Origin of the sequence: Corynebacterium sp. KPL1824 (assembly GCF_000478095.1) — a bacterium.
Classification (GTDB): domain Bacteria; phylum Actinomycetota; class Actinomycetes; order Mycobacteriales; family Mycobacteriaceae; genus Corynebacterium; species Corynebacterium accolens.
On the sequence record NZ_KI515750.1, the window covers coordinates 901,740 to 928,651 of the forward strand.

General features: G+C 63.4%; 25 protein-coding genes and 1 tRNA gene. 14 read left to right on the plus strand and 12 right to left on the minus strand.

The genetic code is table 11. The features are described from left to right. Positions 1–12 precede the first annotated feature (12 nt). Both purB and purD read right to left on the minus strand, forming a co-directional pair. Complete coding sequence (gene purB, locus HMPREF1267_RS10515) at positions 13–1,452, minus strand: adenylosuccinate lyase (protein WP_005279575.1); 1,440 nt, start codon at positions 1,450–1,452, stop codon at positions 13–15. Positions 1,453–1,485: 33 nt separating this feature from the next. After that, entirely contained in the window at positions 1,486–2,760 is a 1,275-nt protein-coding gene (gene purD, locus HMPREF1267_RS10520; protein ID WP_034667392.1) for a phosphoribosylamine--glycine ligase, read from the minus strand. A 33-nt stretch (positions 2,761–2,793) separates the two neighbouring features. On the opposite strand from purD, the gene HMPREF1267_RS10525 reads away from it, so the two are divergent. Further along, a complete protein-coding gene (locus HMPREF1267_RS10525; RefSeq protein WP_005279571.1) occupies positions 2,794–3,222 on the plus strand; it encodes an HIT family protein in 429 nt (142 codons plus the stop codon). On the opposite strand, the gene HMPREF1267_RS10530 is transcribed toward HMPREF1267_RS10525, so the two are convergent. From HMPREF1267_RS10530 to HMPREF1267_RS10540, 3 genes are all read right to left on the minus strand, one after another. Continuing rightward, positions 3,219–4,760, minus strand: a complete 1,542-nt coding sequence (locus tag HMPREF1267_RS10530) for a cell wall metabolism sensor histidine kinase WalK (RefSeq protein WP_023029210.1) — start codon at positions 4,758–4,760, stop codon at positions 3,219–3,221. The genes HMPREF1267_RS10525 and HMPREF1267_RS10530 overlap by 4 nt on opposite strands. Before the next feature lie 14 nt (positions 4,761–4,774). Beyond that, the gene (locus HMPREF1267_RS10535; RefSeq protein ID WP_005279568.1) at positions 4,775–5,479 is read right to left on the minus strand and encodes a response regulator transcription factor; all 705 of its coding nucleotides are present in this window, start codon (positions 5,477–5,479) and stop codon (positions 4,775–4,777) included. A gap of 211 nt (positions 5,480–5,690) precedes the next feature. Continuing rightward, positions 5,691–7,436 (minus strand): pyruvate dehydrogenase, encoded by a 1,746-nt coding sequence (locus HMPREF1267_RS10540; protein ID WP_023029211.1) that lies wholly within the window; start codon positions 7,434–7,436, stop codon positions 5,691–5,693. Between the two features lie 159 nt (positions 7,437–7,595). Between HMPREF1267_RS10540 and HMPREF1267_RS10545 the strand changes: the two genes are divergently transcribed. Then, positions 7,596–9,119: an MFS transporter gene (locus HMPREF1267_RS10545; RefSeq protein ID WP_023029212.1), complete on the plus strand. Its 1,524-nt coding sequence runs from the start codon at positions 7,596–7,598 to the stop codon at positions 9,117–9,119. Between the two features lie 67 nt (positions 9,120–9,186). Here HMPREF1267_RS10545 and HMPREF1267_RS10550 read toward each other — a convergent pair. After that, a tRNA-Thr gene (locus HMPREF1267_RS10550) sits at positions 9,187–9,259 on the minus strand. Positions 9,260–9,411: 152 nt separating this feature from the next. Here HMPREF1267_RS10550 and HMPREF1267_RS10555 point away from each other — a divergent pair. The 5 genes from HMPREF1267_RS10555 (at position 9,412) to otsB (ending at position 14,333) form a co-directional block, all read left to right on the plus strand. Beyond that, the gene (locus HMPREF1267_RS10555; protein WP_023029213.1) at positions 9,412–11,142 is read left to right on the plus strand and encodes a threonine/serine exporter ThrE family protein; all 1,731 of its coding nucleotides are present in this window, start codon (positions 9,412–9,414) and stop codon (positions 11,140–11,142) included. Positions 11,143–11,204: 62 nt separating this feature from the next. Next, on the plus strand, positions 11,205–11,561 hold the full coding sequence (locus HMPREF1267_RS10560; RefSeq protein WP_023017948.1) for a hypothetical protein: 357 nt from the start codon (positions 11,205–11,207) through the stop codon (positions 11,559–11,561). A gap of 14 nt (positions 11,562–11,575) precedes the next feature. Further along, positions 11,576–13,045 (plus strand): trehalose-6-phosphate synthase, encoded by a 1,470-nt coding sequence (locus tag HMPREF1267_RS10565; RefSeq protein ID WP_023029214.1) that lies wholly within the window; start codon positions 11,576–11,578, stop codon positions 13,043–13,045. Then, positions 13,045–13,563 carry a hypothetical protein gene (locus HMPREF1267_RS10570; RefSeq protein WP_023029215.1) on the plus strand — a complete coding sequence of 173 codons (519 nt, stop codon included), beginning with the start codon at positions 13,045–13,047 and terminating at the stop codon, positions 13,561–13,563. The genes HMPREF1267_RS10565 and HMPREF1267_RS10570 overlap by 1 nt, the downstream gene beginning before the upstream one ends. 11 nt (positions 13,564–13,574) lie before the next feature. Next, positions 13,575–14,333 carry a trehalose-phosphatase gene (gene otsB, locus HMPREF1267_RS10575; RefSeq protein WP_023029216.1) on the plus strand — a complete coding sequence of 253 codons (759 nt, stop codon included), beginning with the start codon at positions 13,575–13,577 and terminating at the stop codon, positions 14,331–14,333. Here the strand turns inward: otsB and HMPREF1267_RS10580 are convergent. Beyond that, the gene (locus tag HMPREF1267_RS10580; RefSeq protein ID WP_023029217.1) at positions 14,305–15,450 is read right to left on the minus strand and encodes a LacI family DNA-binding transcriptional regulator; all 1,146 of its coding nucleotides are present in this window, start codon (positions 15,448–15,450) and stop codon (positions 14,305–14,307) included. The two genes, otsB and HMPREF1267_RS10580, sit on opposite strands and share 29 nt — an antisense overlap. A gap of 39 nt (positions 15,451–15,489) precedes the next feature. Here HMPREF1267_RS10580 and HMPREF1267_RS10585 point away from each other — a divergent pair, with 39 nt between their 5' ends. The 5 genes from HMPREF1267_RS10585 to HMPREF1267_RS10605 all read left to right on the plus strand — a co-directional run bounded on the left by HMPREF1267_RS10585 (position 15,490) and on the right by HMPREF1267_RS10605 (position 20,215). Next, on the plus strand, positions 15,490–16,515 hold the full coding sequence (locus HMPREF1267_RS10585) for a metal ABC transporter solute-binding protein, Zn/Mn family (RefSeq protein ID WP_034667242.1): 1,026 nt from the start codon (positions 15,490–15,492) through the stop codon (positions 16,513–16,515). Continuing rightward, positions 16,515–17,216 carry a metal ABC transporter ATP-binding protein gene (locus HMPREF1267_RS10590; protein WP_023029219.1) on the plus strand — a complete coding sequence of 234 codons (702 nt, stop codon included), beginning with the start codon at positions 16,515–16,517 and terminating at the stop codon, positions 17,214–17,216. The genes HMPREF1267_RS10585 and HMPREF1267_RS10590 overlap by 1 nt, the downstream gene beginning before the upstream one ends. Then, on the plus strand, positions 17,209–18,108 hold the full coding sequence (locus tag HMPREF1267_RS10595; protein WP_023029220.1) for a metal ABC transporter permease: 900 nt from the start codon (positions 17,209–17,211) through the stop codon (positions 18,106–18,108). Before HMPREF1267_RS10590 ends, HMPREF1267_RS10595 begins: the two co-directional genes overlap by 8 nt. Before the next feature lie 166 nt (positions 18,109–18,274). Further along, positions 18,275–18,955: a PHB depolymerase family esterase gene (locus HMPREF1267_RS10600; RefSeq protein ID WP_023029221.1), complete on the plus strand. Its 681-nt coding sequence runs from the start codon at positions 18,275–18,277 to the stop codon at positions 18,953–18,955. Positions 18,956–19,018: 63 nt separating this feature from the next. Continuing rightward, on the plus strand, positions 19,019–20,215 hold the full coding sequence (locus HMPREF1267_RS10605; protein WP_023029222.1) for an HNH endonuclease signature motif containing protein: 1,197 nt from the start codon (positions 19,019–19,021) through the stop codon (positions 20,213–20,215). A gap of 187 nt (positions 20,216–20,402) precedes the next feature. Here HMPREF1267_RS10605 and rlmB read toward each other — a convergent pair whose 3' ends face one another. From rlmB to HMPREF1267_RS10630, 5 genes are read right to left on the minus strand one after another with little or no spacing between them, the layout of a single operon-like run. Further along, on the minus strand, positions 20,403–21,353 hold the full coding sequence (rlmB, locus tag HMPREF1267_RS10610; RefSeq protein ID WP_023029223.1) for a 23S rRNA (guanosine(2251)-2'-O)-methyltransferase RlmB: 951 nt from the start codon (positions 21,351–21,353) through the stop codon (positions 20,403–20,405). Between the two features lie 60 nt (positions 21,354–21,413). After that, a complete protein-coding gene (cysS, locus tag HMPREF1267_RS10615; RefSeq protein WP_023029224.1) occupies positions 21,414–22,838 on the minus strand; it encodes a cysteine--tRNA ligase in 1,425 nt (474 codons plus the stop codon). Positions 22,839–22,869: 31 nt separating this feature from the next. Next, positions 22,870–23,358, minus strand: a complete 489-nt coding sequence (ispF, locus tag HMPREF1267_RS10620; protein ID WP_023029225.1) for a 2-C-methyl-D-erythritol 2,4-cyclodiphosphate synthase — start codon at positions 23,356–23,358, stop codon at positions 22,870–22,872. After that, on the minus strand, positions 23,351–24,076 hold the full coding sequence (gene ispD / locus HMPREF1267_RS10625) for a 2-C-methyl-D-erythritol 4-phosphate cytidylyltransferase (RefSeq protein ID WP_023029226.1): 726 nt from the start codon (positions 24,074–24,076) through the stop codon (positions 23,351–23,353). The genes ispF and ispD overlap by 8 nt, the downstream gene beginning before the upstream one ends. After that, entirely contained in the window at positions 24,048–24,632 is a 585-nt protein-coding gene (locus tag HMPREF1267_RS10630) for a CarD family transcriptional regulator (protein ID WP_005279544.1), read from the minus strand. Before HMPREF1267_RS10630 ends, ispD begins: the two co-directional genes overlap by 29 nt. A 192-nt stretch (positions 24,633–24,824) precedes the next feature. On the opposite strand from HMPREF1267_RS10630, the gene HMPREF1267_RS10635 reads away from it, so the two are divergent. Further along, positions 24,825–25,424, plus strand: coding sequence for a hypothetical protein (locus tag HMPREF1267_RS10635; RefSeq protein WP_034667245.1), 600 nt, complete (start codon positions 24,825–24,827; stop codon positions 25,422–25,424). A gap of 86 nt (positions 25,425–25,510) precedes the next feature. Further along, on the plus strand, positions 25,511–26,875 hold the full coding sequence (gene radA, locus HMPREF1267_RS10640) for a DNA repair protein RadA (RefSeq protein ID WP_023029228.1): 1,365 nt from the start codon (positions 25,511–25,513) through the stop codon (positions 26,873–26,875). The last annotated feature ends 37 nt before the right edge of the window (positions 26,876–26,912 follow it).

Consider the following 26,912-nt stretch of genomic DNA (forward strand, 5'->3'; position numbering starts at 1 on the left):
CCGCGCACGGCGCTAGAGGATTTCGCCCGGCGTATAGGCAGCGGCCTTGGGGTGCTCGCCCACAAGGGCCTTGATGCGGTGCAGGACCTGGGAGACCTGGGATTCGGCGGCGCCGATGAAGGCGTGCTTATCCTCGAGGACCCTTTCGAGCTCGGCCTCGTCCATGGGCAGGCGGTCGTCTGCGGCGAGGCGCTGGACCAGGTCCTGGTTGCCGCCGTTTTCGCGCATGTTCAGGGCCACGGCCACGGCGTTTTCCTTGATGACCTCGTGGGCGGTCTCGCGTCCCACCCCGGCGCGCACCGCGGCCATGAGGATGCGGGTGGTGGCGAGGAAGGGCAGGTAGCGCTCCAGCTCGCGGTCGATCATGGCGGGGAAGGCGCCGAATTCATCGAGCACGGTGAGGAAGGTTTCGAATTGGCCGTCGATGGCAAAGAAGGCATCGGGAAGCGCCACGCGTCGCACCACCGAGCAAGAGACATCGCCCTCGTTCCACTGGCTGCCGGCGAGATCCGCGGCCATGGTGAGGTAGCCGCGCAGGATGACCTGCAGGCCGGTCACGCGCTCGCAGGAGCGGGCGTTCATCTTGTGCGGCATGGCGGACGAGCCGACCTGGCCTTCCTTGAAGCCCTCGGTGACGGTCTCGTTGCCGGCCATCAGGCGGATGGTGGTGGCCAGCGATGCCGGGGCGGTGCCCAGGGAGACGAGGCAAGAGATGGCATCGAAATCCAGCGAGCGCGGGTACACCTGACCCACGGAGTTGAAGATGCGGCGGAAGCCCAGGTAATCCGCAATATTGGTCTCTAGGGAGGCGAGCTTATCCTCGGAACCGCCCATGAGATCGAGCATGTCCTGCGAGGTGCCCATGGGGCCCTTGATGCCGCGCAGCGGGTAGTGCGACAGCAGGTCTTCCACGCGCTCGATGGCCAGCAGCATTTCATCGCCGGCAGTGGCAAAGCGCTTGCCCAGCGTGGTGGCCTGCGCGGCCACGTTGTGCGAGCGACCAGCCATGACCAGGGATTGGTACTCAGCCGCGTGGCGGCCGATGCGCGAGACCACGGCGATGGCCTTATCGCGGATGATTTCCAGCGAGGTGTGGATTTGCAGCTGCTCCACGTTCTCGGTGAGATCGCGGCTGGTCATTCCCTTGTGGATGTGCTCGTAGCCGGCCAGCGCATTGAATTCTTCGATGCGGGCCTTCACATCGTGGCGGGTGACGCGCTCGCGCTCAGCAATGGATTCGAGGTTTACGTCCTCGATAACGGCCTCGTACGCGCTAATGGCCTTGGCGGGGATGTCCACACCCAGGTTCTTCTGGGCGTGCATCACGGCGATCCACAGCTTGCGCTCGAGGATGATTTTATGCTCCGCGCTCCAGATATTGGCAAGCTCCGCAGAAGCATAACGGGAGGACAGGACGTTGGGGATATTCTTCTTCTCAGCCACGTGGCTCATTATTCCATGCCTGCCCTCCCCCGTGGCTACTTGCTAGATAGAAATTTCACCGGCTGCCGCGCGCTTGCCGATGTCCCCCCGAACAAACCCGCCCGCAAACTCAATGCCCTGGACGGTGGCGTAGGCATTCTCGCGCGCGGCGTCTAGCGTGTCGCCCTTGCCCAGCACGTTGAGCACGCGGCCACCATTGCTGCGGAATGCCCCATTGGAGTATTCCGTGCCGGCGTGCAGCACGCGCTCTGGATCCTCGAGGCCCTCGCCCGTAATGGCATCGCCCTTGCGGGGCGAGGCGGGGTATCCCTCGGCCGCCATGACCACGGTGATGGCATAGCCATCTTCCCACTGAAGGGGCTCGAGTTCTGCCAGCGTGCCGGTGGCAGTGGCGTTGAGCGCTTGTGCCAGCGGGGACTGTAGGAGCGAGAGCACCGCTTGGGTCTCTGGGTCACCAAAGCGGCAGTTAAATTCCACCACCGCTGGGCCCTCTTCGCCCCAGGCCAGCCCGGCATAGAGCAGGCCGGAATACGGGGTGCCGCGGCGCACCATTTCCTTGGCAACCGGGGTGCATACCTCGTCGACGATGCGCTGCACGTCGTCCCTGCCAAGCCACGGCAGCGGTGTGTACGCGCCCATGCCGCCGGTATTGGGGCCCTCGTCATTGTCGTAAGCGCGCTTGTGGTCCTGGGTGGGCAACAGCGGCACGACGGTCTCGCCATCGACAAGGCAAAATAGCGATACCTCAGGCCCGTCCAGGAAAGATTCCAGCAGCACGGGGTTGCCGGCGCCTAAGACCGCATCCACGTGGGCGCGGGCATCGGCGCGCTCGCTCGTGACCACCACGCCCTTGCCGCCTGCTAGACCATCATCCTTAACCACGAACTGCGGGCCAAAATTATCCAGCGCGGCCTCAATATCGGCCTCGCTAGCTCCTGGGCGCAGCTGCTGCGCGCGGGCCGTCTTGACCCCAGCGGCCTCCATGACTTCCTTGGCAAAGGCCTTGGAGCCTTCAATCTGGGCCGCGTCCTTATTCGGCCCGAAGACGGCGATGCCTTCTGCGCGCAGTGCATCCGCCACGCCGGCGACCAGCGGCACCTCGGGGCCGATGACCACGAGCTCGGCATTGATCTCCCGGGCGAGTTCCACCATGCGTTCTGGGTTATCTACCTGGGAGTATTCCGGGTGCAGGGTAGCCAGCGGTGCCATGGCCGCGCTGCCCGGCGCGACGTGGATCTCCGCAGCTTGTGGATCAGCGTGCAGTCCTTTCACGAGGGCGTGTTCACGGCCGCCCGAACCAATTACGAGAATGCGCATGCCCACCATCATAGCTGGGGTAGCCTGGCAGCTATGGCTTCTGTATTTAGCAAAATCATCACTGGTGACCTACCCGCCCGCTTTGTCTACCGCGATAAGACCTGCGTGGCTTTCTTATCCATCGAGCCGCTGCGCTACGGCCACACCCTGGTCGTGCCCGTAGAGGAAGTAGATAAGTGGACCGACCTGGATCCACAGACCTGGACGCACCTGAACGAGGTGGCCCTAGAAATCGGTGAGGCCATCAAGAACGCGTACGATACCCCGCGCACCGGCTACGTCATCGCCGGCTTCGATGTGCCGCACACCCACATCCACCTCTTCCCCACCGAGAAGATGGAAGAGTACGACTTTTCCAAGGCCTATGCCGCCGAGGACACCGACGATGCCGCCATGGATGAGGCGGCCGCGCGCATCCGCCAGCACCTGGGCACCAACGAGGACGGCTACCGCGAGGACTAATCCTCCGGTTCCTCCAGCGCGGGCAGGCGCACCGTAAAGGTGGTGCCCTGGCCCAGCTTGGAGTCCACACTGATGCTGCCGCCGTGCTGTTCCACTAGGGAATGCACGATGGCAAGGCCCAAACCGGATCCGCCGGTATCGCGCGTGCGCGAGGAATCCGCGCGGTAGAAGCGCTCGAAGATGTGGGCGGCGTCCTCGGACGACATTCCCTTGCCGTCATCGATGACGTCTACCAGGATGTCCTTGTTGTCGCGGCGCAGTTGAAGGGTTACCGTGGCATCCTCGCCGCCGTGGCGCAGGCCATTGGAAATCAGGTTCAGCAGCACCTGGTGGAGGCGATCCGCATCGCCATTGACCACTGGGATGGACTGCGCATTATTAACCACCTTGACCTCGCGCTCTGGGAAGGCAGCGCGCGCGGACGAGCCCACCGAAAGGGAAAGCTCCAAAAGGTCCACCGGCCGCAGGTCTAGGCGCGTGCCTTCCGCGCGGGTCAGCGCCAGCAGGTCCTCTACCAGCAGCGACATGCGCTTGGATTCCTTATCGATCTTGGAAAAGACCAGATCGACATCGTTTGTCGCCCCAGAGCGGTAAAGCTCCGTGTAACCGCGCAGGCTGGTCAGCGGGGTGCGCAGCTCGTGGGAGGCATCGCCGACAAAGCGGCGCATCTGTTCCTCTTTTTCTTGCGCCGTCACGACGGAGCGTTGCAGGTGGCCCAGCATGATATTGAGCGCGGCGGCCAATTGGCCGACCTCTGTATGCAACGGCCATTCGGGCACGCGCTTGTCCAGGTCGCCTGCCGCGATTTCCGATGCCGTCGATTCCACCACCCGCAGCGGCCGCAACGCCCTGCGGATGAACCAGAAGCCCACGCCGGCCATGGCCGCCAAGGCGATCGCTGCAATGGATACCTGCACCATGGCTAGGCCGTGCAGGATTTCCTTTTCATGGGTCATGTCCTTGGCAATGACGGTGATAACGCCATTGGAATCCGCAAAGGCCAGCGCGCGCCACTTGGTGTTATTTTCAATCGAGCCCACCGTCGTGGGGTAGCCACCCAAGGGAACGCCCTCTACGTCCGGGGTCGTAGACGTGGGCCCCGAATAGCGAATCGTGCCATCCGGAAGGTAATTGAGCACGACGTATTCCGTGGGCGGGCGCTTGGTGTGATCACCTAGGAAGAAGTCATTGCCCACATCGCGGGCCCAGGAGGACGACGCCGAGCGCAGTTCGCTATCGACGTTGTTATAGAGCACGTTGCGCATGATCGAGTTCACGGCAAAGGACGAGCCCGTTAACCCGAGGCCGGAGATAACCACGAGGAGAACCACAAGCCAGGTGCGAAGCGGCATCGCCTGCGGAATCTGCCTGATGTAGTCGCGCTTGGAGCGCTTCTTTTTTCCCTGCCCCTGCTGCGGCAGCTGGTCCAGCTGCTCATGCCACTTCTTGGGCGGCTGTTGCGGCTGCTGTGCCCGCTGGGGCTGGGACTGCGCCTGCGCGGGCCTGTCCGCAGCGGGGTTCTCCTGTGAATCTGCCATTATAAAACGTCAGTTTAGGATCGCGGGGTGCGCAGCACATAGCCAACGCCGCGCACGGTGTGGATAAGCTGCGTATCGCCGGTATCGATCTTGCGGCGCAGGTAAGAAATATAGGATTCCACGACGTTGCCATCGCCGCCGAAGTCGTAGTGCCAAACATTGTCCAGGATCTTGGACTTAGAGAGCACCACTTCCTTGTTTTGCATGAGGTAGCGCAGGAGGTTGAATTCCGTGGGAGAAAGCTCGATGAGCTCGCCGCCCTTGGTGACCTCGTGGGTATCGTCATTCAAGGTCAGATCGGCATAGCTCATGGTGGCGTCGTTGGAGGACTCCTCGGCGGCACCGCCGCGGCGCATGATCACGCGCAGGCGGGTAATGACCTCTTCAAGGCTAAAGGGTTTGGTGACGTAATCGTCCGCGCCAATGGTCAGGCCGTGGATGCGCTGATCCACGCCGTCCTTGGCGGTCAGGTACAGCACTGGGCCATCCAGGCCCTCCTGGCGCAGCTTGCCCAAGAGCTCAAAACCGTCCATGCCCGGCATCATGACGTCCAAAATATAGGCATCCGGGTTGACCTCGCGCGCCACGCGCAGCGCCTCATTGCCCGAGTTAGCGCTGTAGACCTCAAAATTTTGGAACTTCAACGATACCGTCAGTAGTTCCACGATATTCGGCTCGTCATCAACGACGAGGACTTTGGCAAGTTTATTGTCTTCCATGCGTCCTGTAGCTCCTATTACTTCCTGTTATCTGCACACCTGCGTGCGTGCAAGCTTCACTAAGCCATCATGGCAAACCCAGTTTCTAACCTACTGATAAGTTTCTGGCTGAAACCTGTGAAAGCAAAAAGCCACGCTTCCCCCTCCACCCGGACCGAAATCCGCGGTAGGAAAAGAAAGCGTGGCTAGCGCGCTATTTGGCAGTTACGGCTTAGAAGTCCTGCGGGCGCGGGATATTGCGCAGGTTGGACTTGGCCATGGACAGCATGGAGCCCACGCCGCCGCCGAAGACCGTGCGGGTAGCGGCCTTGGAGAAGCCCAGGAGCTGATCGAAGGTCAGCGTCGGTGGCAGGGACAGGGCGTTGGGGTCAGTGACGACATCAATAAGCGCAGGGCCGTTATAAGCCAAGGCCTTCTTGATCTGCTTTGGAGCCTGCTTCGGATCCTCGATGCGGAAGGTCTTGATGCCTGCGGCTTCTGCGATCTTGGAAAAGTCCACGGACTCGTGGTCGGTCTCGTGCTCCGGAATGCCGCCAACCAGCATCTCCAGCTTGACCATGCCCAGCGAGGAGTTATTGAACACGAACATCTTGACCGGCAGCTGGTGCAGCTTAACCGTCAGCAGCTCGCCCATGAGCATGGACAATCCGCCATCGCCAGAGAAAGTAATGACCTGGCGGCCAGGATTAGCCTGCTGCGCGCCGATGGCCTGCGGCAGGGCGTTTGCCATCGTGCCGTGGCGGAAGGAGCCGATCTGCTCGCGCTTGCCATTCGGGGTGATGTAGCGCGCGCCCCAGACATTGCACATGCCGGTATCGACGGTGAAGATGGCGTCATCGTCGGCTTCTTGGTCAATGAGGTCCGCGATGTACTCAGGGTGGATTGGAGTGTGCTTTTCCACGTTGGAGGTATAAGCCTCCACGACGTGCTCCAGCTTGTCGTAGTGCTTCTTCAGCATCTTGTCCAAGAAGGAGCGGTCCTTCTTCTCCTCCACGTGCGGCAGGATGTTGTCGATGGTGGCGGCAACGTCACCGGTCACGGGGTAGGAGATCTTGGTGCGGCGGCCAATGTGGGAGCCGTTGATATCCACCTGTGCCACATTGCCCTTAGGCAGGAAGTCGTTATACGGGAAGTCCGTGCCCAAGAGGATCAACAGGTCCGCCTCGTGGGTGGCCTCGTGCGCGGCACCGTAGCCAAGCAGGCCGGACATGCCCACGTCAAACGGGTTATCGTACTGGATGTACATCTTGCCGCCGAGCGCGTGGCCAATGGGGGCCTTGACCTTTTCTGCCAGCTTCAGCACCTGCTCGCGGGCATCTTTCACACCGGCGCCCACGAAGAAGGCGACGGAATCGGCCTCATTGATGGCCTGGGTCAGGGCTGCGGCCTCTGCCGGGTCCGGGTAAACCACCGGGCGGCCGGTGGAGATCTTGGATTCTACGAAGGTGTCATCATCAACCTCTTCGGTAGAAACGTCGCCGGGGATAACCAGCACGGAGACGCCATTGCCCGCCATGGTGGACTGGATGGCGTGGTGGAGTACTACTCCGCCCTGGTCACCGGACATGACCATTTCGCAGTAGCCGGAGCACTCCTGGAAGATCTGCTCTGGGTGGGTCTCCTGGAAGAAGTGGGAGCCAATCTGGCGGGAAGGAATGTGCGATGCTAGGGCCAGCACCTTGGCGCCATTGCGGTTGGCATCATAAAGGCCCTGGATGAGATGGGTATTGCCCGGGCCACAGGAGGCCGCACACACGGCGAGCTTGCCGGTGGTCAGCGAGTCCGCCTCGGCGGCAAAGGCCGCTGCTTCCTCGTTGCGCACGTGGATCCACTCGATGGAGGAGCGGCGCACCGCGTCCACGATCGGGTTGAGGGAGTCTCCCACGAGGCCATAAATGTGCTCGACGCCCTGCTTTTCTAGCGTCTCAACAAGTTGTTCTGCGTAATTACGTGCCATTAAACATCATCCTTAACTCTTTAACTGTTCTAGTACCACTGTGCTACTAAACGTGCAGGAAAGTCCAGCAATTCCTACATACTCACACCACCCGCCTACTTGTGAGGAAGGCAATACTAACCTGAAATATCACAGGCGTATTCGCTACGGTTGCTAGCGATGAGCATCGAGTCACCTGATACCGCCACTAAGCCCCCGCACCGCGCAGCCGCGGCGTCCTCCACCCCAGCGCAGCGGTGGTCCTTCTTTGCCGTGGTGTCCCTGGGACTGCTCATGGTGGGCCTGGATAATTCCATCCTTTATACGGCACTGCCGCAGCTCACACAGCAGCTGCACGCCACTGACATGCAGCAATTGTGGATCATCAATGCCTATACGCTGGTTCTATCGGGCTTGCTCCTCGGTACCGGCACATTGGGCGATCGCATTGGCCACCGCCTGATGTTCCTTATTGGCCTGGCCACCTTCGGCACCGCCTCCCTCGTGGCGGCTTATTCGCCCAATGCCTGGCTGCTCATTTCCGGCCGCGCCTTATTGGGTCTGGGCGCTGCCATCATGCTGCCTTCCACCCTGGCGCTTATCCGCCTGACCTTTCCCAATGAGGTAGAGCGCAATAAAGCCATCGGTATCTGGAGTTCCGTCGCCGTCGTGGGCGCTGCCGCAGGGCCCACCGTGGGCGGATTCCTCTTAGAGCATTTCTGGTGGGGCTCGGTCTTTTTGATCAACGTACCCATCGTGGCCATCGCCATTATTCTTACCTTCCTCCTTGGCCCGCCCAACCTACCGAACCCGCACAAGCACTGGGATTTCCCCTCCTCGTTCTATGCGCTAATCACCCTGTCCAGCCTGGTCCTGGCCATCAAAACGGCGGCGGCCACCCAGATCAATGTCGCGCTGCTAGTCTGTTCCATTGCCGCTTTCTTGCTCGGCGCCGCGGCCTTTGCCCACCGGCAAGCCCGGCTTAGTGATCCACTTTTAACCTTTGACATCTTCTACTCGCCCACCTTTACCGGTGGCGTGCTTACCGCCGGTGGCGCCATGTTTGGCCTTACGGGGCTTGAATTACTTACCACCCAAAAGCTGCAGCTTGTCGATGCCCTCTCGCCCCTCGACGCCGGCCTTTTCATCTCCGCCATGGCGGTTGCGGCCATCCCCACCGCCATTGTGGGCGGCAGCGTCTTGCACCGCGTGGGCTTTTTGCCCATCATCAGCGGCGGTTTCCTCAGCATGGGCATCGGCATGCTGGGCATCATCTGGGCCGACCGCGCCGATAACCTCGCGGTATTTATTACCGGCCTCATCCTCACCGGCCTGGGCGCGGGTTCCTCAATGTCCGTTTCTTCCACCGCCATCATCAATGCCGCCCCCTCCCACCGCGCGGGCATGGCCTCTGGCGTGGAAGCTGTCTCCTACGAGTTCGGCACGCTGCTTTCCATCGCCATTACCGGCTCCCTCGTGCCGCTGCTGATGACGCACAAGCTTCCCGATGCCCTCGCCCCGCAAGGCACCGACGCCCTCCTATCGCCCGCCACGCACGACACCGCCGCCGCGGCGTATGACTCCGCGTATTTCCTCACCGTCGGCGGGCTTGCCTGCCTGGCCCTAGTCTTCGCAGCACTGACCGCCTGGTGCTTCCGCGATAACCCGAAGTCTGGGGCGCTGTCTGCGCAAAGTAGCCGATAAATAGCCACCTAGCTAACTTGTAAACTTTTACCCCCTAACTGTTTGTGCAGCTAGGGGGTAATTTTTGAGCTGGAGACGAGACTTGAACTCGCAACCTACGCATTACAAGTGCGTTGCGCTACCAATTGCGCCACTCCAGCACCGCGGAATTTCTTCCGCTCGTTGCATGGTACCCGAGGACCTCGCCCAAGTGGAAAGCCGGTCCCCCTTGTATGCATTTGCGCCCCACAAGGGTTAAAGTTCAGGCTGAAATTATTACTAGTGTCCCACCGCTTTTTCGAGGGTTATTTTCGTGTCACTACTGTCCGCTATGCGGGAGCGCCTGCGCGTATCCGCAGGCCAAGTCGCCATCATTGACGCGGCCAAAGCCGCACCCCCACCATCGCCACTCGCCCCGGTCGATCTGACCGATGCCGCCCAGGTCACGGGCGTGATGGAGATTGCCGCGCGCATCGGCGAGCTGCTCATTAGCGCAGGATCCGCGAACTCGGATGCACGCGCGCAGGTGCACCTGGCGGCGTCGTCGTACGGTTTGCACTACTGCCACGTGGATATCTTGATGAATACCATCACCATCCACACCGCGATCGGCACGGGCGATAAGCGCCAGAACCTCCACGTCTTTCGCGTGGTGCCGGATGTGGGCGTGAACTTTTCCAAGCTTTCGGAAGTAGACCGGCTCATCCGCGATATCCACTCCGGTAGGGTGCCGCCCGCGATGGCGGAAAAGCGCCTGGATGACATCGACCGAATGCCGGCGCCGTATAAGCCGTCCACGGTGATGCTCGGCTGGGGCGGCATGGGTGGCCTGATTTCCATGATGCTTGGCGGCGATCTCCTCGTTGGCCTCATTGCCTTCGTGGTTTCCGCGCTGATTATGGGGCTTAATGATTGGTTGGCCAATTACCGCCTGCCGCCCTTTTATCAAAACGTCGTCGGTGGCTTCTTGGCCGTCTTCCCGGCCGCGATTTTGTATAACGTTGCCGCCGCCTTCGGCATTAATATGTCGCCGGCACAGATTATTGCCTCCGGAATCATCGTGCTGGTGGCGGGGCTGACGTTGGTGCAATCGCTTGTCGATGGCATTACCCGCTCTCCCGTCACCGCTTCCGCGCGTTTTTTCTCTGCGCTGTTGTCAACGGGCGCGATCATCGCCGGCGTGGGTGTGGGCATCCAGCTGGCCTCTGCCATGGGCTTTGATTTGCCGCCGATGGGTACCCTCGCGCCGCCGGTTTATCACAAGATTCCCCTCTTGGTGCTGCTCGGCGGCACGGGTTCGGCCGCATTCGCGCTGGCCTGCGGGGCTAATTGGATAGAAATTACCCTCTCAGGCCTCACGGCGGCCGCCGGTATGGTCTTCTACTACTTCGTGGTCGTGCCCTTCGGCGTCGGCCCGGTGATTGCCTCCGGCATATCCGCCATCGTGGTGGGCCTGGCCGGCGGCTTGATGTCCCGCCGGTGGGGCATCCCGCCACTCATCACGATGATCGTGGGCTATACGCCCATGCTGCCGGGCCTCATGCTCTACCGCGGCATGTATGCCGCCATCAACGAGCAGATGATTACCGGCTTTACCAACCTGGCCACCGCGCTGGCCATCTCCGGCGCGCTGGCAGCCGGCGTCGTCTTTGGCGAGCGCGTCGCCCGCCGCCTGCGCCGCCCGAAGTACTTCCGCCCGTACTCCGCCTTCAAGCGCATCGGCCGGTTCTCCTTCCACAAGGCAACGAACCTGGCGCGCAAGGCCCCGCGCATCCCGCGCGTGCCGATGTCCCCCTTCGCCCCGCGCGTCAACCGCCCCGAATTGCCGCCCACGCTGGGGCCAAAGCCACCGCAGCAGGCGCGCGCGCAACAGCACGCGCCGGGGACCACGCCAGCGGAGGAGTTGTGGCCAGCGGGCTCCCAGTGGCCGGCCCAGCCGCAGGATACCGAGCGCACCACCTACACGGTGCCCGGCCAGAAATCGCCCGCGCCGGAGGAATCCGATCACACCAAGCCCGGCGGGGAGGAACCCAAGGAGCCCTAAACGCCGCCGGTAGCGTACAATATTTAGCCTGATAGCTTTCCCAACATTCAGGAGGACTCGCCGTGCCACCCAAGGTCCAAGACACGCACCCACAGGCAGAACAAGATATTGCCCTGGCAGAGGAAACCGCCCGCGCCGCCCGCCGCGTGGTGGCCACCTACTCCCAAGACTTCTTGGACGGCGTGACCTTGATGTCCATGCTGGGTGTCGAGCCCAAGGGCCTGGTGCACAAGAAGGTATTGGCAGAACAAGCCGATGCCGCGCCGAAGAAGTCTACGAAGAAGGCCACCAAGAAGTCGACCTCCAAGGCTTCGAAGAAGTCCACCAAAAAGTCGACTAAGAAGACCACTAAGGCTGCCAAAAAGTCCACCAAGAAGTCGACGAAGAAAGCAACGAAGAAGTCGACCAAGAAGTCTTAAGTTAGTCTTGGGCTATGAGTGAGCGCGGCAATGACTTCGTAGTAGTGGCAAACCGCCTGCCGGTAGATTTAACTACCGCGGCCGATGGCAGCCAGGCGTGGACGCCCTCGCCCGGCGGCCTGGTCACCGCGCTCTCGCCGGTGCTGGAAGCGCACCAGGGCTGCTGGGTGGGGTGGCCCGGCGTTGCCGATGCCGCGCCCGAGCCCTTCCGCACCGAGGCCGGAGTGCTATTGCACCCGGTCAGGCTGACCGAGGCCGACTTTGAGGCCTTCTACGAGGGCTTTTCCAATGCCACGCTGTGGCCGCTCTACCACGATCTCATCGTCACCCCGACCTATGAGCGCGACTGGTGGGATGCCTACCGCGAGGTCAACCTCCGCTTCGCGGACGAGGTAGCCCACGTGGCCGCAGAGGGCGCGACGGTCTGGGTGCAGGACTATCAGCTGCAATTATTGCCGGGCATCCTGCGCCAAATGCGCCCCGATCTCACCATCGGGTTCTTCCTGCACATCCCCTTCCCCTCCCCCGATCTCTTCCGGCAGCTGCCCTGGCGCGAGGAAACGGTGCGCGGCATCTTGGGTGCCGATCTCATTGGCTTCCACTTGGAGGCTAATGCCCGCAATTTCTTGGAATTGGCCCGCCGCCAGGGCCTCGAGGTGCGCGGGGAGGCCACCACCCGCGACGTCACCGCCCATATTCGCCTCCCCGGCGGCCGCACCGTAGGCGTGGGCGCGTTCCCCATTTCCATCGCTGCGCAGGATTTCGGCCAATTTAGCGACGAGGATAAACGCCGCGTGGCCCAATTGCGCAAGGATTTGGGCAGCCCCAAGCGCATCATTTTGGGCGTGGATCGCCTCGATTACACCAAGGGGATCCTGCAGCGACTGGCCGCCTTCGAGGAGCTCTTGGAAACCGGTGCCTTGGATCCGGAAGAGGTCACCTTGGTGCAGCTGGCCACGCCCTCGCGCGAGCGCCTCGACCACTACAAGGCCACCCGCTCCCAGGTGGAGGAGGCCGTCGGCCGCATCAACGGCCGCTTTTCCCGCATGGGCCACCCCGTGGTGCACTACCAGCACCGCGGCGTGCCCAAGGACGTGCTGCGCTGCTACTACCGCATGGCCGATATCATGCTGGTCACGCCTTTTAAGGACGGCATGAACCTCGTGGCCAAGGAGTTCGTGGCCTGCCACGATGACGGTTCCGGCGCCCTGGTGCTCTCGGAATTCGCCGGCGCGGCCGCGGAGCTCGATGAGGCCTACCTGTGCAATCCCTTCGACATCGAATCCGTCAAACGCGCCCTGCTCAACGCCGTGCGGGCGCTTTCCGATGCCCCCTTCACCATGACCCAGCGCATGCTCACCATGCACGAACAGGTCATGAGCCACGATGTGCGGCTGTGGTCGCAGTCCTTTTTGGGCTGCCTGCGAATTACCCGCACCGGCACCACCTCGCACGCTCCCGATCCGCACGGAAAGGACTCCTAATGCTTCCTTCCCACCCCCGCGCACGCGCCGCTGCAGCGACCGCGCTGGGCGCCGTTACGCTGCTTACCGCCTGCGGATCCGAGGACGATGCCCCGCAGCCTGCGGGCGATGACCGGATTGTGGACAAGCAGTGGCAGGTCGTCTCCATCAATATCGCGCCCGACGCGGCCTCTACCATCCCGGAGTCGATTCCCCACGCGCCGGAATTTAGCTTTGGCGAATCCACCATGGTGGGCACCACTGGCTGCACCCGCCTTGCGGCCCGGCTGAGCTACACCGCCGATGATGAGCGTGAAAATATCCGCGATGGCAAAAAGCTGCACTTCGATGAGGTCAAATACGACGACACCGATAAGGACTGCGAGGGCGGTTCCGTGTGGGCCGATAACCTGCTGCGCAAGCTCATTAGCTCGGATAATGATTTCATCTACACCGTCAACAGCAATAACCAGCTCATCCTGGAGCTGGATACCGATGAGGTAGATTCGCCCTCCATCAAGCTGGTCTCCCGCGGGTAGCATGTGATGCCATGACGCTTTCTACCACCATTAAGGCCTTGGCCGCGGCAGAAGAGCTCGCCGTGGTCTCTGATTTTGACGGCACGCTTTCTCCGTTTGCCACCGCCATTTATGACGTGGAAATCAACGCCGATGCCGCCCGCGCCCTCGACCAATTGGCCCACCTGCCGCGCACCACCGCCGCGGTGCTATCCGGGCGCCACCTCGAGGGCCTGCAGCGCGTGTGCCCCCTGCGCGAGCCCGTCCTCTTCGGCGGCTCCCATGGCGCCGAGTCCTCCTGGCAGCAGACCGAGCTCACCCCCGCCATGCATGAGCACCTTGCGCGCAAGGAGGAAGAAATCCGCGGCATCATAGACCGCTTCCCCGGCGCGGAGCTTGAGGTCAAGCCCTTCCAGCGCGTGCTGCACCTGCGCTCGCTCGAGCTGGAGAACCCGGAGCAGGCCGCGGCCGCCTATGCGGCGGGCTTGGCGCTCGATACCGCCGGTTTCCCGCGCACTGCCGGCAAATCCGTCATCGAGTTCTCTGCCACCACCGCCACCAAGGGCACGTGGCTTGAAACCCTCCGCGAGCGCACCGGCGCCACCGCCATGGTTTTCTTGGGCGATGATGTCACCGATGAGGACGGCTTCCGCGCCCTCCACCAGCCGCCGGACGTGGGCGTCAAGGTGGGCGAGGGCGATTCCATCGCAGCCGTGCAGCTTGCCGATGTCGACGCCGTCGCCCACTTTCTCACCGAGCTCGCTACCGCCCGCGCGGCCGCGGTGCAGTAACCGACTTGCCCGGCGCGAACCGCGTCTGCAACACCCGCCGCGGCACCGCCTGCGCCTCGTCAGCACCTTGGGCTCCTGCTTTCGCGCGGGCCGCGCCCGCCGTATCTGTTGCGCCGGCGATGAGCTTTTCCAGCATGTGCCCGGCCGCAGCCCCCTTGGCCTTATTGGGCTGGATGACGGTGGCCAGGTCGAGGCGCTGCGCCGCATCGATGCCGTCAAAGCCGGTCACTGATAAATCTTCTGGCACGCTCAGCCCGCGCTCGCGGGCATAGGCCAGCACGCCGAGCGCCATGGAGTCGGTCGTGCACAGCACGGCCGTCAGCTCCGGATGGGCGTCGAGCAGGAGCTCGGCGGCGGCGCGGGTTGTATGGGCATCGTTAATGTGCTGCGTAATCACGGGCACGGACTCGGGCGCGATACCAGCCTCGGCGAAGACGTCGAGCGCGCCCATCACCCGCGAGCGCTGCACGTGCATCTCCGCATCTTGGACTTCCTGCCAGGAAATCGGGCCGTCGTGGCGCTGCAGGCGCAGGCGGATGGCGAGGATGCCAATGTGGCGGTGCCCGGCATCGATAAGCGCACGCGCCGCTGGGGCAATCGCCGCGCGATCATCAATGCCCACGAACGGCAGCCCCGCATCGGTGGGCTGATCGCAGACCACCAGCGGCAGGCCCCGGCCCCGCGCGGCCGCGAGGTAGGCATCGCCCGCGGCGACCGAATAGACCACGAAGCCATCGACCGCGGCCGAACCCACCAGGCTGGTCGCCTCCGCCTCGCCTTCCGGGCCGGCGGGAATCAGCGTCAGCGTGATCTGCGCGCCTGCCGATGCCTCCGCCATGCCCGCCAAGAAATCCACCGACGCCATGTCTTCGAAGGCATAGGACAGGTGCTCGGTCAGCAGCACGCCCACCGACCCGGCGCGGCGGGTGCGCAGGCTGCGGGCCGTAGGATCGGGCCCCGGGTACCCGCGAGCCTTGGCCGCCGCCAAAATGCGCTCCCTCGTTGCCGGCGAGAGCTGGTCAGGGCGGCTATAGGCATTGGATACGGTTGTGCGCGAAACGCCCAACTCCGCGGCGAGGGAGGCCAGTGTCTTCCGGGTGGGGCTGCGTTTAACCATGCCTGTTACCTTACCCTGCGCCCCACCACCCGATTTTCAATGCATGTTCAATTGACAACGATTGCCAGCAAACGCACACTGGAGGGTATGCACACGTCACTACGCGCAACAACAGCCCTACTCGCAGCAAGTGGCCTCCTTTTTACCGCCGCGTGCTCATCAGATTCTGATTCTGGATCCGGATCCGATGCCGGCTCCGGCGACTCCGGCGAAAAGAAGCTTTCCATCGTCGCCTCCACCTCCATCTGGGCCGATGTTGCCCAGGCCGTGGCCGATACCGCCTCCGGCATCGACATCGAGGTCGACCCCATCGTGGAAGGCAACGACACCGACCCCCACCACTTCGAGCCCACCGCGACCGATATAGCCAAGGCCAATGACGCCGACATGCTCGTGGTCAACGGCGGCGGCTACGACGCCTGGATTTACCAGGCCGTTTCCGATCAGGACAACATCATCTCCGCCCTGCCGCTGACGGACCACGGCAAGCTGGACGAGGATCCCGATGTCATGACCATCGATGCTGCGAAGGCCACCGCCAAGGATGACCCAGACAAGGTCACCAATATCGAGGGCAACGAGCACATCTGGTACGACCCCGCCGCCCTGGAGGAGGTCGCCGGATCCATCGCGGACCAGATCAACGAGAAGTACTCCGATGCCGGCGCCACCACCGAGAAGATCGACTCCCACGTGGACCAGCTGCGCGATAAGCTCAAGGAGCTTCCCGATGGCCTCAATTACGCCCAGACCGAGCCCATCGCCGATTACCTCATGAAGTACACCGACACCAAGGACGTCACCCCCGAGGGCTTCCGCAAGGCCACCATCTCCGAGGGCGAGCCCGCTACTGCCGATGTCGCCGCCTTCATCAAGGCCATTGACGATGGCGAGGTCGATCTCCTCATCTTCAACCCCCAGACCGAAACCGATACCGCTAGCCGCATCAAGTCCGCCGCAGAGGACAACGACGTCGATATCGTAGAAATCGGCGAAACCCCGCCAGACGGCAAGAAGTTCTGGGAATACTACGACGAAGTCACCAGCAAGCTGGGGAAGCACTAGTGCTCGTTGAATTCCATGAGGCCGCAGTAGACCCGCTGTGGTCGCAGCTTAATCTCGCCGTGGACAGCGGCGAGTTTATCGCCGTTTTAGGCCCCAATGGCGTGGGCAAGTCCACCCTGCTGGGCACCATCCTCGGCACCCGCACGCTGACCAGCGGCCGCGTCGACGTTAAGTGCCGGGTCGGGTTCATCCCCCAGCAGCGCATGTTCCCCGCTGACCTTCCACTGCGCGCCCGCGACTTGGTTTCGCTCTCCGTGGCGCACGGGGTATTCCGGCACCGGCACCCACCCCGTGGACGGGTGGACGAGCTTTTGGAAGAGGTGGGTGCCACGGGGCTGCGGGACCGGCGCGTCGGCCAGCTATCCGGCGGCCAGCAGCAGCTCATCCGCCAGGCCCAAGCCCTGGCCAATGACCCGGACCTCATTCTTGCCGATGAGCCCCTCCTCTCCCTCGACCCCACCCGGCAAAACGCCACGGTTGACAAGCTGGACTCGCTGCGCCGCGAGCGCGGGACGTCCATCGTCTTTGTCACCCACGGCATCAACCCCGTGCTCGGGGTGACGGATAAGGTCCTCTACATCGCGCCCAATGGCCACACCTTCGGCGCGGTCGATGAAGTCATGCGCTCCGAGGTCCTTTCGGAACTGTACGGTTCCAAGGTCAATGTCTTAAACGTCGACGGGAGGCTCATCGTTGTCTAATTTCTGGGAAGATACCCAATACCTGCTCAGCGTGGACTTCGTGCAGTCCTCGCTCATCGCCTCCGCGCTGCTGGGCATCCTGTCTGGCGTGATGACCTCGCTCATCGTGCTGCGCCAGATGTCCTTTTCCGTCCACGCCACCTCTGAGCTGGCGCTCATGGGTGCCTCCGCGGCGCTGCTTTTCGGCCTCAACCTGGGCTTCGGTGCTGTCGCCGGCGCCATCGTCGCCGCCATCATCCTGGCTATGCTGGGCTTTAAAGGCCAGCAAGACAGCGCCATCGGCGTGGTCATGAGCTTTGGCCTGGGCCTTTCGGTGCTGTTTTTGCACCTCTACCCCGGCAATTCCAATACGGCTATGACCCTTCTGACCGGCCAAATCGTCGGCGTATCCTCCGCCTCAGTGTGGCTGCTGGCCGCCACCACGGTCATCATCGTCGCCGCCGTCGGCTTCCTCTGGCGGCCCATGCTTTTCGCCTCCGCCGATCCCGATATGGCGCGCGCCGCCGGTGTCCCCACCCGCGCCATCTCCGTCGCCTTCGCCGTCCTCGTCGGCCTCGCCGCAGCGCAGTCGGTGCAAATCGTCGGCTCGCTGCTCGTCATGGCGCTGCTTATCACCCCCGGCGCGGCGGCAGTACAGATCACTTCCTCGCCCCTGCGCGCGGTGCTGTGGTCCACCATCTTCGCCGAAGTCTCCGCCGTGGGCGGTTTCATCCTCTCCCTGGCGCCTGGCCTGCCGGTCTCCGTCTTCGTGACCACCATTTCTTTTGTGATCTACCTGGTGTGCCGGTTCATCGGCTGGCGGCAGGGCAAGCGCGCCATCCGCGATGAGGTGGCGGCCAAGCATTTCCACGCCGATAACCGCACCGCCGCAGAGGCCCACCACGCCGACTAAACTCGGCGGGCATGCATATTCATCGCCGCACCGCGGATGTGGCTGGCCACACCCGCCGCTTCATCGTCATCGAGCCCGAGCACCTCGGGCCCAGCCGGACCTGCTGCTGTTTTTCCACGGCTCCCACCAGTCCGCCAACGTCATTCGCCGCTTTACCAACGGCACGGTGGACGCGCTTGCCGATGCCACCAATACCCTCGTCGTCTACCCCGACGGCATCGGCCACCACTTCAACGACACCCGCGCCAACCTGCCGGTCCGCGCCCGGGAGCTCGGGGTGGACGATGTTGCTTTTAGCACCTTCCTCATCGAGACCATGCAGCGCGAGTACGCCATCGCGCGCACCTTCGCCGCCGGCTATTCCAATGGCGGGCAGATGGTGCTGCGCCTGCTTTACGATGCCCCCTTCACCCTCACCGGCGCCTGCGTCTTCGCCTCCACTTTGGGCGAGGGTTCCAATCACGCGCCCACCCACCCCGATGGCTACCGGCCTACCCCGCTGCTGTTTATCCACGGCACCGAAGATCCGATTGCGCCCTATTATGGCGGGCTTGCCGCCATCGATGGGCAGCAAACTCGCGGGTGCGTGATTTCTGCTCCCGCCACCGCGGAGCACTTCGCCCTTGCCAATGGCTGCCGCCCGCCCAGCGAAAGCCAGCCCATTCCCGGGATAACCTCCACCTACTACGACGGCGACTTTCCCGTGGAGCTGTGGACCATGGAGGGCCTCGGGCACGTGATTCCCTCTAGCAAAGAAACGCCAGCGAGCATAGGGCCAAATACGGATTCCTTCAATGCTGTGGATAAAGTCCGCGATTTCTTCGGCTTAGGTGACGTGGAGGCGTAGTTGTCCACAGGGAGGTGGGGCATCGGCTAGCGCGGGCTTGCGGGGCCCTTTAGTCTCTGGGTCATGAACGCGCTGCAGACATTTCTCAAGGGCCTGGCACCCGGCATGGATATCATCGCCGACTGCCACGGCCTCTCGCTGCGCGCGCTGCTTGCGGCCGGCTGCCCCGATACCACCGCCACCCGCCTGCTCACGCTTGCCAATACCTACTTCGGCACCACCGCCTTCCGCCGCCAACAGCGCGAATCCATCGCCGCCAGCCGCGCCAACGGGCACAGCCTGACGGCCCTGCTAACCATCGAGCGTCACGCTGCCAAGCTGAAGAAGAAGCGCGATGCCTGGGCGCTGCGGCGCGAATTGTGTGGGATGAAGGGGAAGGTCTCGGATATTGATAAGCGGGGCCGCGCCCGCGTCAAAGAGCTCAAAGGCCCCGTCAAGCGCCAGCCCGGCGTGAAGATTTATCGCCGCGCCGACGGCCCGTGGACCATGTCCATTACCGGCCCGTCCGCCGATATCGCCGATATGCACGCCGCGATTGATAAAGACTCCCCGCTTGCTTCCGTGCAGAATATCTTCCACGGCGAGGCCGCCGCCCGCCCCAGCGTGACAACCAATGTCGTGCTTCGCCTCGACGAGCTCGATCGCATCGTCGATTTCGGCTCCGGCCCCAAGCCCGCCGCTGGCTCCAAGTCTGCCACTGACCACAAGCCTGGCTCTAGCACTAGCCCTCAGCCCGGCTCGAGCTCCAACGCCCGCGCCGGCTCATCAGCCGGCACAAACTCGAACCCCAGCGCCGGTTCCGCCTCTAACGCCGCCGCTGGCGCTGACTCTACCCATGGTTCTGACTCTGACGGCGATATCGTGGTCCAGCTGACCAATGGCGCCACGATGACCGGCGCCGAACTGGTGCGACGGGCGTTTACCGAGCACGGATACGTCACGCTCATTCATCCAGTGGAAGGTCCGGTCAACCTCTACCGCACCTCGCGCTTTGCTTCTGCAAAGCAACGACTGATGGCAGCGGCCGAAAACCCGGTCTGCCCATGGCCGGAGTGCCGTTATCCCGCCGATGAATGCCAGGTTCACCACCTCAATGCCTGGAAAAACGGTGGAGAGACCAACTCTCGAAACTTAACCATCGCTTGTCCGTACCACAATGGCGTGAACGACGATGATCCCAACGCCCCGCCCCTGCGCGGGCACTTAGCCCGGGTCAACGGAACCATCCGATGGCTGCCACCCTGGGCAAATAATGGTTAATTGTTGCAGGCCACAACGATTCGCACTGAGAACGTTGTGCCCCGCAAAGGACCTAGCGCGCCTTTGACGCTAGCTGCGCCGACAACCGCACCGGCGGCTGGGGAGGCGATTCTGCGCGCTCGACTTTGCCAGCACCGAACGCGGGTGGCGCTTATCCGTCGCGGCGAGCTGGCGCGGCGGGAATGGGTTATTTTTCGGCGACGCGGCGTTGGCGCGCGAACTCGGATAGGACCGAACCCGCGGCGACGGAGGCGTTGAGGGACTCAACCCACCCGGTCATGGGAATGGACATGAGGACATCGCAGGTCTCGCTGACCAAGCGCGAAATGCCCTTGCCCTCGGAACCGATGACGATGACGACGGGATCCGTGCCGCCTTCATAGGTATCCAGCGTGTGATCGCCGCCGGCATCGAGGCCGACGACCTGGTAGCCGTTTTTCTGGAATTCCTTCACGGTGCGGGTGATATTCGTTGCGCGGGCGACCGGCAAGCGGGCCGCGGTGCCAGCCGAGGTGCGCCACGCCACCGCGGTGACAGAAGCAGAACGGCGCTCTGGGATGATCACGCCATCGCCGCCGAAAGCGGCCACGGAACGGATCACGGCACCCAGGTTGCGCGGATCGGTGATGTTATCCAGGATGACGAACATGCCGGGGCGCGGGTTCTCGGCGGCGTTGGCAATCAAATCCTCCACCGCGGCGTACTTGTACGGCGGGATCTGCAAGCCGATGCCCTGGTGCATGCCATTTCCCGTCATGCGGTCCATCTCGTGGCGCTGAACCTCGATGATGGGGATATTGCGGGTATTGCACATCGACACCGCCTCAGAAAGCCGCTTATCGTTGCGTGTTCCCGCTGCGATATAAAGCGTGGTGGCCGGCACCTTGGCGTGCAAACACTCGATGACCGGGTTGCGGCCCACCACCATCTCTGCGGTTTCTTTCTGGTGACGCCCAGAGTTGCGGCGCTCGCGCTCCAGCTTCGCCTTGTGCTTGGCGTGGTAGACGCGGTCCTCGGCCTTCGGGGTGGGTCCCTTGCCTTCTAGGCCCTTGCGTCGTTGGCCGCCGGAGCCTTTGGTAGCGCCCTTCTTATTCGTCTTGCGGATGCCCGCGCCACCGCGGCCATGGGTTCGTGCCATCGTTTCAGTCCTTTCGAGGAAACCGTTCAATAACCAGCGGAAATAACGGCGTAAAGCTTTCTAGCGCTGGGTCAACGACCACGTGGGGCCGTCTGGGGTATCGGTAATGGTGATGCCGGCGGCGGTAAGGCGGTCACGCACGGCATCGGCAGTAGCGAAGTCTTTTTCCGCGCGGGCCTGCGTGCGCCGTTCCAGTTCTGCCTGGACCAGCGCATCAAGCGCCGCGTCTGCCCCGCTAGCTTCGCCTCCATCTTCCCACTCCAGCGGGTCAAATCCAAGTACGTGCGCCATCCCGCGCACCTGGGCGGCCTTCGCGCGGGCGGCGTCCTCGTCCCCGGCGGCCAGGTCCTTATTGCCCGCGCGCACGGTGGTGTGGATGGCGGCCAGCGCCTTGGGCACGGCGATATCGTCGTTCATGGCGTCCTCGAAGTCCGGCGTCCAGTCGCCGCGCTCGACGCTTGCAAAGCGCTTGACGAAGCCCTCAATACGCCGGTAGCCCGCCGCCGCCTCCGTCAGGGCGGATTCGGAGTATTCCAGTACGGAGCGGTAATGCGCAGAGCCCAGGTAGTAGCGCAGCTCTACCGGGCGCACGAGCTCCAGCATGTTGGAGATGGAAAGCACGTTGCCGAGCGATTTCGACATCTTCTCGCCAGCCATGGTCACCCAGTGGTTGTGCATCCAGTAATTGGCAAACTTATCGCCGGCCGCGTGCGATTGCGCGATCTCGTTTTCGTGGTGCGGGAATTGCAGGTCCAAGCCGCCGCAGTGGATATCGAAATTAGAGCCCAGGTAGTAGGTAGACATGGCGGAGCACTCCAGGTGCCAGCCCGGGCGGCCGCGACCCCACGGGGTGGGCCAGCTCGGCTCGCCTGGCTTGGCGGCCTTCCACAGGGCGAAGTCGAGCGGGCTGCGCTTGCCCGCATTGTCTGACTCGCCCTGTTCCATCTCCTCGACGCGGTTGCCAGACAGCGCGCCGTAGTCGGATCCCTCCGCCTTGGTCCAGGCCTCGACGTCAAAGTACACGGATCCGGCCGCATCGGCGGGGGTGGCCTCGGCGTCTTGGGCGGGAACGGGGTAGGCAAAGCCGGCATCGATAAGCCGCTGCATGTACTCGACCATCTGGGTGACAAACCCCGTCGCGCGCGGTTCCACGGACGGCGGGAGCACGCCGAGCAGGTTATAGGCCTTGGTGAACTCGCGCTCGTAGGTGGACACCCACTCCCACCAGGGGCGATTATTCTCGGCGGCCTTGGTGAGAATCTTGTCATCGATATCGGTGACATTGCGCACGAGCGCGACGTCATAGCCTTGCGCGAGCAGCCAGCGGCGCAGGATATCGAAAGCCACGCCGGAGCGCAGGTGACCGATGTGCGGCTGCGCCTGCGGGGTGGCGCCACACAAGTAGATGGAGGCGTGGCCGGGGCGGATCGGCTCGAAGTCGCGTTGGCTGCGGGTGGCTGTGTCAAAAATGCGCAAAGTACTCACGCCACCCAGTCTAAATCACCCGTGCGCGGGGTTAGTGTTGGCGCCGCCAGACAACGGCCGTTGCCACCGCCGCGCGGCCCTCTTTGCGGCCGGTAAAGCCCAAATGGTCGGTCGTGGTGGCGGAAATGGACACATCGGCACCGAGGATTTCCGAAAGCACGGCCTCAGCCTCCTCGCGGCGCGGGCCCATCTTCGGCGTCTGGCCAATGAGCTGGACAGCGGCGTTGCCGATGATAAAACCTTCCGCTTCCAGCAGCTCGCGGCACTCGCGCAGAAGCTGGGCACCGGAGACCCCATCGTATTCGGGCCGGCCCACCCCCACGAAGGAGCCGAGATCGCCGAGGTGGGAGGCGGAAAGGAGGGCATCGACAAGCGCGTGGGCTACGACGTCGCCGTCGGAGTGGCCTTCGCAGCCGGAGGCGTCATCGAAAAGCAGCCCGGCAATCCAGCAGGGCTTGCCGGCTTCAATCTGGTGGGCGTCGGTCGCGATGCCGACGCGGGGGATGATGGGCTCAGTCATGCTGCTCCTCTGCAAGGGCGTGGGCCAGGGTCAGGTCCGTGGGGGTGGTGATTTTGAAGGCGAGGATATCGCCCGGCACGGTCTCCACGCGCTGGCCGTGCCATTCCATGAGGCTGGCATCGTCCGTGGCGGTGAAATCCGGCTGGTCACGCCAATAATCCAGGTTGGCCTGGCGCAGCGCGGCGAGGCGGAAACCCTGCGGTGTCTGCACGGCGCGCAGGCGGGCGCGATCGGGGGTGCCAACCACGGCGTTACCGGTAACTTCCTTGATGGTATCGGTCACGGGAAGCACCGGAATAACGGCGGGCGCACCGGCAAGAACGCGCCGCGCCACGCGCTCGACCATCGCGGTGGGCGTAAGCGCACGGGCGGCATCATGGATGAGCACCACAGCATCCTCGTCCGGAATTGCCTGCAGCCCGGCCCAAATTGAATCGGCGCGCTCGCCACGGCCATGCACGAGGCGCACCGGGATATCTGCGCCCACGCGCTTGACGATGCCCCCAGCTTCCCCCTCCATGGCCGGGCTCACCACCGCGATGACCTCGTCCACGAGTCCGGAGTTGGCCATGGTGCGTATGGATCGCTCCAGGAGGGTGCGGCCGCGAAGTTCGACGTAGGCCTTGGGCACCTCCGCGCCGAGGCGGGTGCCTTGCCCGGCCGCGGCGATTAAGGCGATAACGCGGGGTTTAGTCTTCGTCGTCGAAGGAGAGGTCATCGAGATCGATGTCGTTGTCGATATCGGTGGTAATGGACTGGTCATCGACTAGACCTGCGGCGCGGTGGCGCTCGATGGTGGCGTCGATTTCTTCCATCATGGTATCGGCTTTTTTATCATCGACAGGCTGCGCCAGCGCCAGCTCGCCCACCAAGATGGTGCGGGCCTTGCCCAGCATGCGCTTCTCACCGGCTGACAGGCCGCGGTCCTGGTCGCGGCGCCAGAGATCGCGCACCACTTCTGCGACCTTGTTGATATCGCCGGAGGCCAGGCGCTCCTGGTTGGCCTTGTAGCGGCGGGACCAGTTGCCGGCTTCTTCCACGTCCTCATCGCGCAGCACGGAGAAGACCTTTTCCAGGCCCTCCTTGCCCACGACATCGCGCACGCCGACGTTATCCGCATTCTTCTTGGGCACGCGGACGACGAGATCGGATTGGTTAATGTGCAGCACGAGGTATTCCAGCTCTTCGCCGCCCATTTCGCGGGTTTCGATATCCTCGATGACCGCCGCGCCGTGGTGCGGGTAGACGACGACCTCGCCGACCTTATATTCCATTGCCACTCCTTATAATCCCGTGAATATGCCGATAACTAAGGCCGCCATTTTATCACGCGCGCCATGCCTACCACCGGATGCCCCCGATTACCCCCACGGACTACCCGCTAGCTTAGCGAGAAACTGTGTACTTTATATCAAAAGGGACTAGGCTAAAGATTTGATAAGCCCTGAGATCGCAATTGATGGAGGATGCTCAACGTGCAGTCCCTGAAGTCCGCCGCCCGTCGCGGTGCCATTATTTCCGTTACCGCCGTCTCCGCTTTGGCGCTGGCTTCGTGCTCGGCAGGCCACGTCGCCCAGACGGCAGAGAAGGTAGCTGCGGTTGATGGTGCTTCTGCCAGCACCGATGACGATAAGATTGCCGTCCGCGATGTCACCATCCTGGCCGAGCCAGACGGTGGCGCCGCGTTGAAGTTCAACGCTGTCAACCAGGGCTATGAAACCGATGTCATCACCTTGAAGTCCGTGAAGGTGGACGGCCAGACCGTCGAGATGAAGCAGCCCCAGCCGCTCAAGCGCGATCACTCCATCGTGGCGGACTCCCAGAAGAACCTGGACGCAACCCCAGACCACGATTCCGAGACCGTGCAGTACGTGGCCACCCACCTGGATAACGATGACTTTGGCTACGCCGGCCACCGCCCGGTGACCTTCGAGTTCTCCAACGGCACCATCGAGATCGACGCCACCGTCGCTGCCTCCCAGATGGAGTCCGGTAAGTACGACCGCGATGTGGAATCCCCAGAGGGCTACACCACCGACGCGAATACCGGTGACTCGCACCACTAAAAGCCCCCACCGCACGCGCGCCCTGCTCTCCCCGTGGAGCACGGGCGCGTTCGTTGTTTTTCCCGCCACGTTCTAGGCTCTACACCATGGCCAAAAAATCTCGCCCCGTCCACACCTGCTCTGAATGCGGTTATGTCTCCCCCAAGTGGCTCGGGCGCTGTCCCGATTGCGGTTCGTGGGGGACGATGGAGGAAAAGGCACCGGTGGTGGCGGGGGCATCGGCAAGCGGCGGGCAGGCAAGCGTGGCACCCACGAGCCCGGTACAGCCCATTACGCAGGTGGGCGCGCAGGCGACGAAGACGGTGCGCACGGGCATCGGCGAGCTCGACCGCGTGCTGGGCTCCGGTATCGTGCCAGGGTCCGTGGTTCTTATGGCCGGTGAACCCGGTGTAGGCAAATCCACGTTGCTTCTCGAGGTCGCCTCCCGATGGGCCCAGCTCGACCGCACCGTCCTCTACGCCACCGCCGAGGAATCCGCCGGCCAGGTCCGCGCCCGCGCCGAACGCACCGGGGCGCTGCAAGAATCGCTGTACCTCGCGGCGGAGTCCAACCTGGATGCCGTCTTTGGGCACGTCGATGCCATCAAGCCCGGGCTCATCATCGTGGACTCCGTGCAGACCATGCATGCAGTGGGGGTAGAAGGCGTGCCCGGCGGCGTCGCGCAATCGCGCGCCGTGACCGCGGCGCTGACCTCGCTTGCGAAATCCACCGGCATCCCCGTGCTGCTGGTGGGGCACGTGACCAAGGACGGAAACGTGGCGGGACCGCGGGTTTTGGAGCATCTTGTCGATGTCGTCCTAAACTTCGAGGGCGACCGCCAGTCCAGCCTGCGCATGCTGCGCGGGATGAAAAATCGCTTCGGCGCGACCGACGAGGTGGGCTGTTTCGAGCAAACCACCGGGGGTATTCGGGAGGTCGCGGACCCGTCGGGGCTCTTCCTTTCCCACCGGGGTACGACGCCGGATGGCTCCGCGGTGACCGTCGCCATGGACGGCGTGCGGCCCATCCTTGCCGAGGTCCAGGCGTTGACCGTTGACCCCGTAGCGAAGAACCCGCGGCGCGTGGTCACGGGGCTCGATGCCAACCGCGTGCCCATGGTGCTGGCCGTGTTGCAGGCGCGCGCCGGCCAGCGCACGAACGATAAGGATGCGTATGTGGCCACGGTGGGCGGGATGCGGATTACCGAAACCGCCACCGACCTCGCGGTGGCGCTGGCCACGTGGTCCTCGCTGCACGAGCAGCCGCTGCCGGCAAAGACCGTGGTCATCGGCGAGGTGGGCTTGGCCGGTGAGCTGCGGCCGGTGCCCAATGTTGAGCGGCGCCTGCAGGAGGCAGCGCGGCTGGGCTATAAGCGGGCGATCGTCCCGCGCGGGGAAATCAACCCCGTGGACGGCATGCAGGTGCGCCAAGTCGCGACGCTCGGCGAGGCCCTCGCCGCAGTCCAGCCGTAGTTCAACCGTAACTGGTGGCCGGTTCTTGCCGAGCTGT

Excerpts from the sequence above, each read along its gene's own strand:
- purB (WP_005279575.1), bottom strand. The coding sequence starts at position 1,452 with ATGAGCCACGTGGCTGAGAAGAAGAATATCCCCAACGTCCTGTCCTCC.
- purD (WP_034667392.1), bottom strand. The coding sequence starts at position 2,760 with ATGCGCATTCTCGTAATTGGTTCGGGCGGCCGTGAACACGCCCTCGTG.
- HMPREF1267_RS10525 (WP_005279571.1), top strand. The coding sequence starts at position 2,794 with ATGGCTTCTGTATTTAGCAAAATCATCACTGGTGACCTACCCGCCCGC.
- HMPREF1267_RS10530 (WP_023029210.1), bottom strand. The coding sequence starts at position 4,760 with ATGGCAGATTCACAGGAGAACCCCGCTGCGGACAGGCCCGCGCAGGCG.
- HMPREF1267_RS10535 (WP_005279568.1), bottom strand. The coding sequence starts at position 5,479 with ATGGAAGACAATAAACTTGCCAAAGTCCTCGTCGTTGATGACGAGCCG.
- HMPREF1267_RS10540 (WP_023029211.1), bottom strand. The coding sequence starts at position 7,436 with ATGGCACGTAATTACGCAGAACAACTTGTTGAGACGCTAGAAAAGCAG.
- HMPREF1267_RS10545 (WP_023029212.1), top strand. The coding sequence starts at position 7,596 with ATGAGCATCGAGTCACCTGATACCGCCACTAAGCCCCCGCACCGCGCA.
- HMPREF1267_RS10565 (WP_023029214.1), top strand. The coding sequence starts at position 11,576 with ATGAGTGAGCGCGGCAATGACTTCGTAGTAGTGGCAAACCGCCTGCCG.
- HMPREF1267_RS10570 (WP_023029215.1), top strand. The coding sequence starts at position 13,045 with ATGCTTCCTTCCCACCCCCGCGCACGCGCCGCTGCAGCGACCGCGCTG.
- otsB (WP_023029216.1), top strand. The coding sequence starts at position 13,575 with ATGACGCTTTCTACCACCATTAAGGCCTTGGCCGCGGCAGAAGAGCTC.
- HMPREF1267_RS10580 (WP_023029217.1), bottom strand. The coding sequence starts at position 15,450 with ATGGTTAAACGCAGCCCCACCCGGAAGACACTGGCCTCCCTCGCCGCG.
- HMPREF1267_RS10585 (WP_034667242.1), top strand. The coding sequence starts at position 15,490 with ATGCATGTTCAATTGACAACGATTGCCAGCAAACGCACACTGGAGGGT.
- HMPREF1267_RS10605 (WP_023029222.1), top strand. The coding sequence starts at position 19,019 with ATGAACGCGCTGCAGACATTTCTCAAGGGCCTGGCACCCGGCATGGAT.
- rlmB (WP_023029223.1), bottom strand. The coding sequence starts at position 21,353 with ATGGCACGAACCCATGGCCGCGGTGGCGCGGGCATCCGCAAGACGAAT.
- ispF (WP_023029225.1), bottom strand. The coding sequence starts at position 23,358 with ATGACTGAGCCCATCATCCCCCGCGTCGGCATCGCGACCGACGCCCAC.
- ispD (WP_023029226.1), bottom strand. The coding sequence starts at position 24,076 with ATGACCTCTCCTTCGACGACGAAGACTAAACCCCGCGTTATCGCCTTA.
- HMPREF1267_RS10630 (WP_005279544.1), bottom strand. The coding sequence starts at position 24,632 with ATGGAATATAAGGTCGGCGAGGTCGTCGTCTACCCGCACCACGGCGCG.
- HMPREF1267_RS10635 (WP_034667245.1), top strand. The coding sequence starts at position 24,825 with ATGCTCAACGTGCAGTCCCTGAAGTCCGCCGCCCGTCGCGGTGCCATT.
- radA (WP_023029228.1), top strand. The coding sequence starts at position 25,511 with ATGGCCAAAAAATCTCGCCCCGTCCACACCTGCTCTGAATGCGGTTAT.